11 protein-coding genes are annotated in these 14,334 nt (G+C 43.9%); 2 read left to right on the top strand and 9 right to left on the bottom strand.

Translation table 11 applies throughout. The features are described from left to right. Positions 1-9: 9 nt before the first annotated feature. The 3 genes from ileS to murJ all read right to left on the bottom strand — a co-directional run bounded on the left by ileS (position 10) and on the right by murJ (position 5,603). Positions 10-2,856, bottom strand: coding sequence for an isoleucine--tRNA ligase (gene ileS, locus CAG58_RS15550; RefSeq protein ID WP_161429678.1), 2,847 nt, complete (start codon positions 2,854-2,856; stop codon positions 10-12). A gap of 30 nt (positions 2,857-2,886) precedes the next feature. Continuing rightward, positions 2,887-3,855 carry a bifunctional riboflavin kinase/FAD synthetase gene (gene ribF, locus CAG58_RS15555; RefSeq protein WP_040903781.1) on the bottom strand — a complete coding sequence of 323 codons (969 nt, stop codon included), beginning with the start codon at positions 3,853-3,855 and terminating at the stop codon, positions 2,887-2,889. A gap of 185 nt (positions 3,856-4,040) precedes the next feature. Then, positions 4,041-5,603, bottom strand: coding sequence for a murein biosynthesis integral membrane protein MurJ (murJ, locus tag CAG58_RS15560; RefSeq protein ID WP_161425084.1), 1,563 nt, complete (start codon positions 5,601-5,603; stop codon positions 4,041-4,043). Positions 5,604-5,956: 353 nt separating this feature from the next. Here murJ and rpsT point away from each other — a divergent pair, with 353 nt between their 5' ends. Further along, the gene (rpsT, locus tag CAG58_RS15565) at positions 5,957-6,217 is read left to right on the top strand and encodes a 30S ribosomal protein S20 (protein ID WP_004394128.1); all 261 of its coding nucleotides are present in this window, start codon (positions 5,957-5,959) and stop codon (positions 6,215-6,217) included. A gap of 157 nt (positions 6,218-6,374) precedes the next feature. Here the strand turns inward: rpsT and CAG58_RS15570 are convergent, their stop codons facing one another. Both CAG58_RS15570 and nhaR read right to left on the bottom strand, forming a co-directional pair. Further along, the gene (locus CAG58_RS15570; protein ID WP_158138840.1) at positions 6,375-6,671 is read right to left on the bottom strand and encodes an ArsR/SmtB family transcription factor; all 297 of its coding nucleotides are present in this window, start codon (positions 6,669-6,671) and stop codon (positions 6,375-6,377) included. 305 nt (positions 6,672-6,976) lie between these two features. Next, entirely contained in the window at positions 6,977-7,867 is an 891-nt protein-coding gene (gene nhaR, locus CAG58_RS15575; protein ID WP_161425083.1) for a transcriptional activator NhaR, read from the bottom strand. A gap of 360 nt (positions 7,868-8,227) precedes the next feature. On the opposite strand from nhaR, the gene CAG58_RS15580 reads away from it, so the two are divergent. Beyond that, a complete protein-coding gene (locus CAG58_RS15580) occupies positions 8,228-9,376 on the top strand; it encodes a Na/Pi symporter (RefSeq protein ID WP_004394130.1) in 1,149 nt (382 codons plus the stop codon). 189 nt (positions 9,377-9,565) lie between these two features. Here the strand turns inward: CAG58_RS15580 and CAG58_RS15585 are convergent, their stop codons facing one another. From CAG58_RS15585 to ptsP, 4 genes are read right to left on the bottom strand one after another with little or no spacing between them, the layout of a single operon-like run. Then, complete coding sequence (locus tag CAG58_RS15585; protein ID WP_158144733.1) at positions 9,566-10,417, bottom strand: thymidylate synthase; 852 nt, start codon at positions 10,415-10,417, stop codon at positions 9,566-9,568. After that, positions 10,414-11,241, bottom strand: coding sequence for a prolipoprotein diacylglyceryl transferase (gene lgt / locus CAG58_RS15590; protein WP_004394132.1), 828 nt, complete (start codon positions 11,239-11,241; stop codon positions 10,414-10,416). The genes CAG58_RS15585 and lgt overlap by 4 nt, the downstream gene beginning before the upstream one ends. A gap of 30 nt (positions 11,242-11,271) precedes the next feature. Next, positions 11,272-12,069, bottom strand: coding sequence for a sulfite exporter TauE/SafE family protein (locus CAG58_RS15595; protein ID WP_154170262.1), 798 nt, complete (start codon positions 12,067-12,069; stop codon positions 11,272-11,274). Positions 12,070-12,086: 17 nt separating this feature from the next. After that, a complete protein-coding gene (gene ptsP, locus CAG58_RS15600; RefSeq protein ID WP_154170260.1) occupies positions 12,087-14,333 on the bottom strand; it encodes a phosphoenolpyruvate--protein phosphotransferase in 2,247 nt (748 codons plus the stop codon). Between the last annotated feature and the right edge of the window lies 1 nt (position 14,334).

The following is a 14,334-nucleotide window of genomic DNA, read 5'->3' on the forward strand; positions in this document are numbered from 1 at the left end:
CCAATACGATTACGCGAACTGACGTTGTTCACCATCGCCATCAATGTTAGACACGCAACGACCACAAATGGTTTCATGGCCAGCAATCGTACCCACATCATCGGTATGGTGCCAACAGCGCTCGCATTTCTCGGCGTCTACTTTACTCACCTCAACCCATAGACCATTAATCTCAGTGGCTTGGGCCAGTGCACTTTTTTCACTCAACGATTTGACTTCAGCTTTAGACGTTAACAAAACAAAACGTAACTCGTTATGCAGTCGCTTAAGCTTAGCGGCCAGTGCATCATCGACAAACAAAGTCACCTGTGCTTGTAACGAACCACCAATCACTTTTTCATTTCGAGCATTTTCGAGTAGCTTATTCACCGCACCACGAACGTGTTGGATATCATTCCAAAATGCGTTGTTAAACGTTTCACTTTCGTCTAAACCAACCAGACCTTGGTACCATTCGCTGGTAAAGACAAATTGACCGCGTGCTTGACCGTCAGCTTGCTTGGCTGGCATCGCGTGCCAAATCTCATCGGCGGTGAATGACATAATCGGTGCCATCCAACGTACTAACGCTTCCACGATGTAATACAAGGCCGTTTGGCAGCTACGCTGCGCATGACTACCGCGTTTTGCCGTGTATTGACGATCTTTGATCACATCTAAATAGAATGAACCCATTTCAATTGAACAGAAATGCATTAGACGCTGTACGACCGCATGGGTGTTGTATTCATCATACGCTTTGATGATCTCTTGCTGAGCAGCCAATGCACGACCGACAGCCCAACGATCCAATGCCACCATTTCCTCAACAGGGATCATATCCGTCGCAGGATTAAAGCCATTAAGGTTAGCGAGGAAGAAACGAGCCGTATTACGAATTCGGCGATAAGCATCGGCGCTGCGTTTTAAGATTTCATCAGATACCGCCACTTCACCAGTATAATCGGTTGAAGCGACCCACAAACGTAAGATATCAGCACCTAATTTATTGGTGACATCTTTCGGCGCAACCACGTTACCAATCGATTTAGACATTTTACGTCCTTGACCATCCACCACAAATCCATGGGTTAACACCTCTTTATAAGGTGCTTTACCTTTCATTGCGACCGATGAGATCAATGACGATTGGAACCAACCGCGATGCTGATCCGAACCTTCAAGGTACATGTCAGCTTGTGCTCCGTTAAACTCAGGACGAGTATCAACAACCGCATAATGAGTTACGCCTGAATCGAACCAAACATCCAATGTATCCAGTACTTTTTCATACTGTTCAGCGTCAGCACCCAAGAGTTCAGCAGCATCGACATCCCACCACGCTTGAATGCCTTTTTGCTCAACCAACTGTGCAACTTTCTCAATCAAAGCAGGCGAGTTAGGATGTAATTCTGCCGTCTCTTTATGCACAAATAGAGCAATCGGAACGCCCCAAGTACGCTGACGAGAAATACACCACTCAGGACGGCCTTCAATCATGCCTTCAATACGGCTTTGACCCCAATCTGGCATCCATTTTACGCCTTTGATTTCACTTAAGGCTTGTTCACGAAGACCCGCTTGATCCATCGAGATAAACCATTGAGGCGTCGCACGGAAAATGATCGGCGTTTTATGACGCCAGCAATGTGGATAGCTGTGCTCATAAGCATGGTGATGCAACAACGCACCTTTTTCTTTCAATACTTCAACCACCGCATCGTTGGCTTTAAAGACATGTTGTCCTGCAAACAGTTCGGTATCTGAAAGATAAACCCCATTTGAACCGACAGGGTTGGCAACTTCAAGACCGTATTTTTGACCAACGGCAAAGTCTTCTTGACCGTGTCCTGGCGCAGTATGCACCACACCCGTCCCCGATTCGGTCGTCACATGATCGCCCAAAATGGCGGGAACCGTAAAATCATAGAATGGATGGTTAAACTGAGTGAGCTCAAGATCGGCACCCGTGGCAAAGCCAAGATTATGGAAGTGCTCAATACCAGCGCGATCGATGACTTGCTTAGCAAGGTCAGAAGCAACGATGATTCGCTCAGGTTGCTCACCTTCAACTTGGATCAAGACATATTCTAAATCATTGCGTAAACAAACCGCACGGTTAGCTGGCAAAGTCCATGGTGTGGTAGTCCAAATCACAATCGAAACCGGCCCATGACCTTGATGCCCCTCTGATAAGCCAAATTTTGCTAGTAAGCTGGCTTCATCAGTAGCACGAAAACGGACATCAATCGACGGCGATACTTTGTTCTTATACTCAACTTCTGCTTCAGCCAACGCCGAGCCACAATCGGTACACCAGTGAACCGGTTTAAAGCCCTTAAGCAGATGGCCATTATCGGCAATTTTACCTAACGCGCGGATAATGTTCGCTTCAGTGGCAAAATCCATTGTCCGGTAAGGTTTATCCCATTCACCAAGAATGCCTAACCGTTTAAAGCTCTCTTTTTGTCCTTCAACTTGCCCCGCCGCATAGTCACGACATTTTTCGCGAAACTCTGCCGCCGTGACTTTTTGACCCGGTTTACCGACTTTTTTCTCAACCATTAATTCAATCGGTAAGCCATGACAATCCCACCCAGGGATATAGGGCGCATCAAAACCTGATAACGTTTTGGATTTAATAATAATGTCTTTAAGAATCTTATTGAGTGCGTGACCAATATGAATGTCGCCGTTGGCATAAGGAGGGCCATCGTGCAGGACGAAAGATTTTTTGCCTTGTTTCGCTTGACGGATTGCTCCGTACAGATCTTCTTTGTACCAACGTGCTAGCATTTCTGGCTCACGTTTAGCCAGATCGCCACGCATTGGAAACCCTGTTTCAGGTAAGTTCAGGGTATCTTTATATTCACTCATCGATTCTTAATTCCGTTGTATTGGGCGACGTTAGACATTATACGAATCGGTGGAATCAACCGATTCGCTGTAAAGCTGCTGCAGCCACACCCTTGCTGCCTCAGCATCCAATTCAATTTGTTGTTTCAGTGCATCAAAAGATGCAAATTTTTGCTCATCACGCAACTTGTGCAATAAAGCCACTTCAAGTTGCTTACCATATAGATTGCCTTGAAAGTCAAAAAGATGCACTTCAAGTTGTTGCCGAACACCATTGACTGTCGGACGTTGACCAATATTCGCGACGCCGCCTAAAGGCAATGTCGAAAGACCATAGACCTCAACCACGTAAACACCAGAAACCGGTGATACGCATCGTTTAAGAGGAATATTTGCCGTTGGAAAACCAATCGTTCGCCCCAGTTTACGACCGTGCGAAACACGACCACTGATACTGTAGGCTCTGCCTAACATCGTATCGGCCGTTGCAAGTTGATCGCTGGCCAATGCTTCTCTGATTAAGGTACTACTGACACGTGACTGCTGAACACAAAAACTTTGTGTACTGACAACCTCGAAACCGTATTGCTCACCGGCTTGACGTAGCATCGCAAAATCACCTTTGCGACCTTGTCCAAAACAGAAATCATCACCAACAACCAGAAACTTAACACCCAATTGCCCGACCAACAAGTCACGGATAAAAGCCTGCGCTTCTAAATTAGCAAAACGGTGGTTAAAATTAACGCACAGTAAGCGATCAATGCCTAATTTCCCTAACTGAACAAACTTATCTCTTAAACGAGTAAGCCTTGCGGGAGCTTTCGATGTTAAAAACAGCTCCATGGGCTGCGGTTCAAAAGTCATCACCACGGAAGGCAAATTCAGCTGTTTGGCTCGCTGAGAAACTTGGCTTAATACTTGTTGATGACCAAGATGCACACCATCAAAGTTACCGATAGTTAGCACACAACCATGATGATGAGGCTTGATATTATGAATACCGCGGATCAATTCCATTGGGATAAACTTAAAACCTATTATTCTTAATGGTACCGACACCCGATCGCAAAACAGACTGGCGCAAGTGAATCTCAACCATCATTAACGGCAAGAAACACACACCACCAGCACGATTAGAACTGACGATCAGCAGGGCATCTCTAATATGGATGTAAAACCGACGGATTATACCTTAATTGTCATTAATCTGTCGCCGCTTTTAAATCTTTTAAACGTATCCCTAACAATAAGGCCGTTAACAAATAGGCGACCGCTCCGAGTACAATCAACCCACATAAAGTCAATGCTCGTTCAGTTAAACCCCACTTGAGCCAATCGGCCATGGAATCCAACTGCCAATAAATCGCCATGACCATCACAGCACCAGCAATAACTAAACGAGCAATAAATGCTAGCGTTTGGGTGGTCACTTTATACACGCCTTGCTGATGCAATCCACGATAAAGTAGGGCCATATTAATGAATGCCGATAAGGCCGTCGCTGCCGCTAAACCAACATAACCAAAAGGCCAAGCAAAAATCGCATTAAAAATAATATTACTTAGCATAGCTATAATGCCATAACGAACCGGGGTTTTAATGTCTTGTCGTGAGTAATAACCTGGCGCTAAGACTTTAATTAACATAAAGTTTAATAAGCCTGCAGAATAAGCAAACAAAGACAGTGACGCCTGTTGAACATCATGAGCAGAAAACTCACCACGCATAAAAAGCACCATCAACATCGGTTTGGCTAACACCATCAATCCGAGCATCGCCGGAATGCCCAGTAAGATGACCATTCTAACTCCCCAATCCATGGTCTGCGCAAAACCGGCTTGATGAGCATCGACATGCTTACGGGATAAAGCGGGTAAAATAACGGTTGCAATAGCGATTCCGAACAAACCAAGCGGAAACTCAAGTAACCGATCGGAATAATAAAGCCAACTGATCGACCCCGTTTGTAAGAAACTGGCAATAAAAGAGTCAAATAGCAGGTTAATTTGGCTAACAGAGACCCCAAAAAGTGCCGGAATCATCAATGTGCGAATTTTAACCACACCGGGATCTTTCCAAGCCCATTTCGGCCTAACTAACATACCTGCTTGGATCAAAAATGGCAGTTGGAATAGAAATTGGACTAAACCGCCCAAAAACACACCTATTGCCAAACCGATTTCTGGTTTAGCGAGATTAGGCGAAATATACCAAGCAGATAAAATCATCATTACATTAAGAAATACCGGCGTAAAAGACGAGACGGCAAATTTTCCTAACGTGTTTAGTACCGCCCCAGAAAGCGCGACAAAGGTAATAAACCATAAATAAGGGAACGTGATTTTAAGTAATAAGCTGGCCAACTCAAACTTTTCGGCAGCCGGACCTCCCGATAACCAATCTAAAAACCAGCCAGCGCCGAATAGTGCCGTTACGACACCGGAAAACAGCACACCGATTAAAGTCACGATCGTCACTAACAAACCAAGAGTACCAGAGACTTTGGCAATCAACTCTCGTGTTTTCTGTTTGTCCCCCGCTGCATGATATTCCGTTAAGACAGGAACAAAAGCTTGCGAGAAAGCGCCCTCAGCAAATAAACGGCGTAAAAAGTTGGGGATACGATTAGCAAAGAAAAACACATCTGCACTCGCTCCCGCTCCCATTAAATTGGCCACGACAATATCCCGCACCAGTCCCAACACTCGGGAAATAAAGGTCATAGTACTGACAACAATACCAGACTTGAGTAAGCGTTTACTCACAGTAACCTCGAAGAAAAAACCTGAATATAAATACAAAGAATGAGTAGAGCGCATAAACCGCCCTTCTCGCCAACTTACCTGAACAATCACGCTCCCAAGTGAGGGTAACCACTGGATGAAGGATAATATCGCGTAATCTTAAATAAGAATGTCAGGATGAGATCAGATAAGTATTAGCATTGCCCAAAAAATACTGTTAGAATCCACGCCATCTTAACCGTGAAAGCCTTGTGATACCAAACTTGTTTGGTTTAGACGGGTTTTTGCACAAATCATTTGACATTTAAGTGCAAATAAGGGATATTTCCGGCCCTTAAATTGTCACCGAACTAAAGTTTTTGGGAGTTAGACCCTTGGCAAATAACAAATCTGCTAAGAAGCGCGCTATCCAATCTGAAAAACGTCGTCAGCACAATGCTAGCCGTCGTTCAATGATGCGCACTTATATGAAGAAAACAGTTGCTGCAATTGCTGCTGGCGACAAAGAAGCTGCAACTGCTGCGTTTGCTGTAGTTACACCAATCCTTGACCGCATGGCGACTAAAGGCCTTATTCATAAGAATAAAGCAGCTCGTCATAAGTCTCGTTTCTCTGCTGCGATTAAAGCTCTATAATAGAACTTGATATCCATCAGTGATAAAAAAACCGGCTAAGGCCGGTTTTTTATTTATCTAACAACTTTGATTTTTCACTCTGTTGATCATAACAAGATTTTTTGTCATGAGGGCATCGTTTTTCATTTCCATTCAATCAAAGTTGGGGAACATCCTGTCAGTGAGCGCAATATAAACCATGTAAAAGCTCAATCATTGCTTTTACTTCATTACTGCTCAAGGTATAAAATACCGTTTGCGCCTCTTTGCGCGTCTCAACTAAGCCATCCCGTCTTAGCCAAGCTAGGTGTTGTGACAACGCAGACTGACTCAACTCTAACTTGCTGCATAACTCACCAACGGAAAGTTCTTGATTGTGCAACAAGCAAAGAATTTGTAGCCGCCTCTCATTGGCCATGGCTTTTAATAACACCACTGCCTGAGCGGAGTTTTGTTCCATTTGTTCTAGGTTCATGAGCAAGCCCCTTTAAAAATAACAACTTAAACAAACTGACCTTAACGTGCTATCCGACACAGTAAAAGTGAAGCCATTCAGCGTACGCTCAACAACTTATTATTTTGACGATGAGTTATAACTCTTAAGAGACAAATAACACTGCAGTTCGTTTAAATATATCAGCGCATCCAAGATCAGAACGAACCTGCTATGGATTGACCAATCTGACAGATAGTAATCTATTTGTTAACAATAATACACACCAAAACAAATCGAAAAAGCCCTGCACCACGAATTGAGACAAGCGTTCCATTCAAGCGTGATTATTCAAAAAAATGACTAAAATCAGCATCACAGACACTCTTGACTGCGGGGTGCTGGATCATTCTTTCCGCAAAAATCACGTAGTATTCTTCTTTAATTTCTTCTAAACGACTCAGTAAATGTAAAGAACCTTCCTGTTCCATCTCTGAACGTAATAAAAGCGGAGCCATAAAAATCACATCTGGATGATACAAAGCAAACGCCTTCATTAAAGCCGCATCATCAAATTCTCCCAGAATATTCGGCTGCATACCTTGACGATCAAACCACTGCCTCACTTTACGTCCCATCGCCGTACGCCCTCCGGGAAGCAACAATTTACGCTGAGTGAGTACTGCAGGATATTGGCCATGCTCTACCGCACCACTGGAGAAAAACCCCATGTGGCTTTCACCTAATTTTTTGCTGAATAAACCAGGGCTCTGACTCGAATCAACCGGACAATCGGAAAGGATCATATCCAATTTATGCTGAGATAATTGTTCCAGCAGTAACTCATGGGTCGATTCAAAACAACGCAAATGAATCCGATTGTCTTCCGGCACGGTACTCATCAAAATTTTACTGACTAAACGTTTAGAAAGCGCATCTGCAACCCCGACATCGAAGAGCACATTGGAGCGCTGGCTATAATTAACAATATCAAGCATCTCATAGCTGAGCCCAAACATCCGGTCAGCGTATTTAAACACCAACTGCCCTAACTCGGTTGGTTCTACACTGCGACCATTACGCTTAGTTAACTTCCCCGCTAACCTATCCTCTAGCGCTTTTATTTGCCCCGTTACAGTTTGGGGAGTAAGAAAAAGTGCATCAGCCGCTTTAGTAACCGAGCCTTGCTTACAGACCATCCAAAAATAGTAGAGATGATTATAATTAAGATGTGACATGGCGTACTCAATCAATATATGGTCCGTCTGTTATAACAAACTCAGTCCTCACCAGCAAACACTTCGGTTTAACCGAAACATTTACTAAAACATTCTTTATTTTAACGAATCAAAAAAAACAAACCGTCATCATTCAGACATAAAAAACATCATTTTCTCGACGAAAACACATTCAGATACAAATTCAAAAACTCAATAATATTATCTAGTTAATAAAGAAATAAGACCTTTAACCCCATCGTTTTAACCAAGCGCTGACTTAACCCCTCCTTTGTAATATTACTGAAATATTTGTCATCTAACATCGCGAACAGATTCAACAACAGACCTCAAACAATCATCAGGTCAATGGAGAACCCCATGATAAACCAAGCGACATCCACAGCGGTGCCAAGCTTAGCAATGACACGTTGGCTACGCTGGATTAACTTGGCACTGATGCTCTATCTATTGTTACTCGCCGTAGCAATGGTAGGCAGTGGATTTAAATGGTCAACGGGAGAGCATGCCAAAGCGCTCTTTGCCTTTGCCGCTCACCCTATCGCCGGTTTAATGATTGGCTTAGTCGCCACAGCCTTAATTCAATCATCCAGTACCGTCACCTCAATTATTGTCGGTTTAGTCGCGGGAGGGTTACCCGTTGAGATTGCTATTCCGATGGTCATGGGAGCCAATATTGGTACAACCGTCACCAACACACTGGTTAGCTTAGGCCATGTTCACTGTAAGCATGAGTTTAAACGAGCATTTGCTAGCGCAACCATTCATGATTTTTTCAATTTGCTCGCCGTACTTATTTTCTTACCTTTAGAGATGATGTTTGGGATTTTCGAAAAAATCTCTTATTGGCTAGTATCTCCTCTTATGTCAACGGGTGATATGAGCGTCAAAGGCCTCGATTTTATTGGCCCAGTGACTAAACCTATCGTTAATGGGCTGCAAGACCAGCTTAGCGTATTCGGTAATGTCTGGGGCGGGGTTAGCATGATTGTACTCGGGATCAGCATTATTTTTGTCGCGATACTGATGATGGGTAAATTAATGAAAAAACTGATGGTCGGCCCCGCTCGCGATATTTTGAAAAGCGCGATAGGCAAAGGTCCTTTACATGGTATCGCTTCAGGTACCGTAGTTACGGTTTTAGTCCAATCATCCACCACCACCACTACCTTGATCGTGCCTTTGGTTGGCTCAGGGGTGTTAAAAGTTCGTGATGTTTATCCTTTCACCCTTGGGGCTAATATTGGAACCTGTATTACCGCTCTTCTAGCCGCAACCGCAGTCTCAGGTGAATTTGCGGTCTTTGCCTTACAAATTGCTCTGGTGCATTTGGTGTTTAATATCAGTGCAACACTCTTAATCTTTGGCATTCCATTTTTACGTGAGCTTCCACTGAAAGGGGCAGATTGGATTTCAGATCGTGCGGTAAAGAATAAAGCTTCAGTTGCACTCTATTTATTCATGGTCTTTGTTCTTCTTCCTGGATCAGTTCTCACACTGACAACCTAATCCTTAGCACAATCGGCTACGCCAAAATAACAAAGCCGCCAAAGCATAGTGCTTGGCGGCTTTGACGTTATTGTTCATCGACTCATGTTTTAATCAACGGTTCACCAAAACTCATCACGCTTATCTTTAGTGATTGTCTTTCTCGGCGTTGGCTCTTATCTCACGCTACACATAGATAAGAACCCACCACTAGACTGAGAAAGGATATTGAATCGGATCATGATGCTGATAATCAGTCACCGAGAAATCATCAAGGGTTACCCATGTTTCTAAATCTTCCAGTGAACGGATCTCTGGATTAATGTGGAACTTGGCTGCCGGTAATGGGTGGCGCTTTAATTGAACATCACGCATTAATTCCAGTTGGTCTTCATAGATGTGCGCGTTAACAATTTTATGGTAAGCCAAGCCCGGTTTTTTACCGGTAATCTGTGCCATAACTGCCAAAAAAACATACACTTGAACCATGTTAAAGTTTAAACCTAACGGCACATCACAAGAACGCTGAGTACTATTAAGGTACAAGGTATCGCCCAATAACGAGAAATGATGGCTATACATACACGGCCGTAAACAGCCCATGTGAAACTCACCCGGATTGTAAAAATTGAGAATTTCCCCTCTATCGTCAATACCGTGAGTTAAATCATCAACAATTTTTTTCAGTTGATCAATATGACCACCATCAGGCTTAGCCCATGCACGTCCTTGAACGCCATAAACTCGCCCCATATCATCTTCACCTTTACGATAAGGATTGGCGAGCCAAGCCGCGTTCATATTCGCATTCGCATCCCATGTTTTGGTGCCTAGCTGACGAAAATCTGCGGCACTGTCATAACCACGGATATAACCAAGCAATTCGGCAACCGCTGATTTCCAAAAACTCTTTCGTGTCGTGACTAAGGGAAACTGATTATTTGCGACATCGTAAGTGAGATCGGCATTAATCACGGTCAGACAGCGCTTACCGGTTCGTTCGTTCTCAACCCAGATACCTTGATCAACAATTCTCTGGCAAAGGTCTAAATACTGCTTCACTTTACAACCTTACTTTTTTGCGGGCTATCTTGATACATTTGGCGTTGATACGCCCATACCATTAATATCATTCCGAAGATAATCATCGGCGTAGATAGAATTTGTCCCATGGAGATCACATCACCAAACAAACCGAGTTGCACATCCGGTTCGCGAACAAACTCGACAAGGAAACGGAATGTACCATATCCGATCAAAAATAGCCCAGAAACGGCACCTAGAGGACGCGGCTTTTTGATAAACCAATTTAAAATGAAAAACAGTACGATGCCTTCTAAAACCAGTTCATAAAGTTGTGATGGGTGGCGTGGTAATGGCCCACCATTAGGGAAGACAAATGCCCAAGGAACATCGGTCACTCGTCCCCACAGTTCAGAGTTCATGAAGTTACCTAATCTACCCATGCCTAAACCAAATGGTACTAAAGGGGCGACAAAATCAGCAACACCAAAAAAAGTACGTTGCTGACGACGAGCGTACCAGAACATCGCGGTTATCACACCGAGCAAACCACCGTGAAAAGACATTCCACCAGTCCATACTTTAAAAAGGTACAAGGGATCAGCTAAGAAAAGTTCAAAGTTATAGAAAAGAACATAACCAACTCGTCCTCCAATCACGACCCCTAAAAAGCCAGCAAAAAGCAAATCTGAAACCTGCTCACGCGTCCAACCGCTGCCTGGCTTATCGGCTCGGCGATTAGCCAACCACATCGCAAATAAGAAGCCAAATAAATACATCATTCCGTACCAGCGCACAGAAAGTGGACCGATAGAAAACAACACCGGATCAATATTAGGAAAAGTAAGATAGCCTTGAGACATAAAGTAACGTTCTCTGTCTTAGATAAAAAGTTATTGCAACAACATCGTTATTGCTACGAGCATCAGGAAAAAAGCAAAAAAACGTTTTAACGTGACCGTCGGTAATCGTGACGCTAATTTTGCTCCGATCCGAGTAGTCAAGATTGAGGTGGAGGCAATCGCGAATAATGCAGGAAGATACACATAACCTAAGCTGTACTCAGGTAAGTTTTCGACTCGATAACCATGCAATATAAAACCTAACATCCCTGAAATGGCAATCACCAAACCACACACCGCCGATGAACCCACTGCTTTGCGCATCTCAACGCCGTGGTGATTGAGGAAAGGCACCGTCAATGATCCGCCGCCAATTCCCGCTAACGTAGAAATAATCCCGATCCCATTCCCTGATAATAACGTCACTATTGCTCCCGGCATCGGCCGTGTTGAACGGGCTTGCATCGAAGAACGCACCATCTGCAGCGCGAGAGCTAAAACGATAACACCAAATACTTTAGGTAGATAATGGCTCGGTATCCACTCGGCAACCACTGAGCCTAAAAAACCACCAGTAAGCACGCCCGGTAGTAACCATTTAACAACAAATAAATCGATATTACCCAGTTTAAGATGATTCAGCGCTGAAGAAATCGAGGTGATGATGATCGTCGCTAAAGAGGTCGCAAGCGCAATATGCATGACGATCTCTGGGCTAATGCCCATTTTCGGTAACAAAAACAATAAGGCAGGAACCACCAACAAGCCGCCACCAATGCCCAATAAACCCGCTAACAATCCGACAACCGAACCTAATAGGATCAGCAAAAGAATATACTCAATACCCACAGTTGTGTCCTATTTCTCTATTTTTTACCAGCCCGCACAAATCCAGCGAAGCCTTTCGTTTCAAAATGATCGAGCATCATATTATAAATGTCATGACCGTACGATTGCATCAAGGCTTTGTCCGCCAATAACTGTAATTCACGTCTTGCCGAATGGCGAACCAAATACTTTACTTTAGCTACATTCGACGCATTCATACTCAACGTGGAGTAGCCTAAACCGATGAGTAATAAAGCACCAAAGGGATCTCCCGCTAGCTCACCACAGACACAGACGGGTAAAGAATACTGCTGACAGGTTTGCGAAATTTGTTTCAATGCCATAATCACTGCAGGATGCATTGAATCATAGACATCCGAAACGTGGGTATTGTTCCTATCAACCGCTAAAAGATACTGTGTTAAATCGTTGGTTCCTACTGAAATAAAATCAACTTTCTTAGCGATCAATGGCAATAGATAGAGCATGGAAGGCACTTCAAGCATAATACCGATTTTAGGTCTGACAATGCTGGCATCGACTTTGATCGATTCTTGATAGGCTTGCTCGATAAATCGCCTCGCATCATCAAGCTCTTTTACCCCAGAAATCATCGGCAACAAAATACGCAAATTATCATGACCACTACTGGCTCGCAGCATGGCTCGTAATTGAATTAAGAAAATGTCTGGATGATCCAGCGTAAAACGAATGCCACGCCAACCTAAAAAGGGATTATCTTCATCAATGGGTAAATAAGGGAGCGGTTTATCACCACCGATATCTAAGGTCCGCATCACGACAGGCTGATCAGGATAACCTTCAAGGACCGCTCGATATTGCTGAATTTGCTCTTCTTCAGAAGGTAAACGCTGTTGGAGTAAAAAAGAAATTTCGGTACGGTAGAGCCCGATGCCATCAATGCCTTGGTTAATAGCGATATTCGTATCTGCGCTTAAACCGGCGTTTAACAGTAACTCTATCTGCACACCATCTTCGGTTAATGCGGGCTCTAAAATGGCCTCATTCACCATTTGTGCCAATTGTCGCTCTTCGTAAGCCAACGCACGATATTCAGCAAGAATAGGCTTACTAGGGGAAATATATAATTTACCACTGTAGCCATCAACAATGCCTTTTTTGCCATTCACTTGCTTTAAGTTCAGTGACACACCCATCACCGCTGGAATACCCAACGCGCGAGATAAAATGGCGGCATGTGAATTGGCTGCCCCCTCTAAAGAGACCACGGCCAATAACTTATCTTTTGGTAACCCCGCCAGTATCGATGCGGTAAGCTCTCGTACCACTAAGATAATCGGTTTATCTAACTGCTGCTGTTCATGTTCTGTATTGTAAAGAAAATAGAGTAACCGCTGCCCCAGTTCACGTATGTCTTGTGAACGCTCACGCAAATAAGCATCGGACATACGAGCAAAGCGGTTGGAATAGCTTTCGACAACTTGGCGCACCGCCCAGTCAGCGCGATCACCTTTCAGAACTTGCGCTTTCAGATCATTACGCAACATCGGATCATTGAGTAAGTGGGTAAATAAATCGAAAATCGCCAGCGCTTCTTTATTGATATCGTTATCAAGCTTTTTACGTAACTTACGAAAATCATTCAACGCATTTTCAATTGCCCGCGTTAACCAAGCTTGTTCTCTCTCTTTATCTAAGGTTGAGGCGGGAGAGACGTCTGTTAACTGCGGTTGAGAGTCATCCCACCATAACTCACCAATCGCGACTCCCGTTGAAGCAGCGATGCCACTGACAGACTGTTGTTTCTTAGATAACAGCCAATGTCCTTGCGTTTGTGAGTGGGCAATGATCACCGCTAACTGAGCCGCCAGCGTCACCAAGAAAGAGACTTCCATCTCGCTAAACAGACGGGGCGATTTTTGCTGTACCACCAAAACTCCCAACACTTGTTTACGATAAATGATGGGCGTACCAAGAAAAGAGTGATAAACCTCCTCTCCCAGTTGTTTAAAATATTTAAAATTAGGATGTTGTGACGCTTTAGCAAGGTTAATCGGCTCAGCGGTGCGTTTGACTAAACCCACTAAGCCTTCATCAAAGCCAATATGAATTTTATCGCCTTTGAATTTTAACCCTTGCGTCGCCATTAACTCGAGGCGAGACATCTCTTCATTTGCTAAGTAGACCGTACAACACTCGGTGCTCATCGCTGTGCACGTCTGTTTGACAAAAATATCCAATGCTTGATAAACATCTTCCACTTTTGATACTTGTTCAACAATATCCCTTAGCTGAGAGAGCATG

It is taken from the genome of Vibrio sp. V31_P5A7T61 (assembly GCF_009904895.1).
GTDB classification, from domain to species: Bacteria; Pseudomonadota; Gammaproteobacteria; order Enterobacterales; family Vibrionaceae; genus Vibrio; species Vibrio metschnikovii.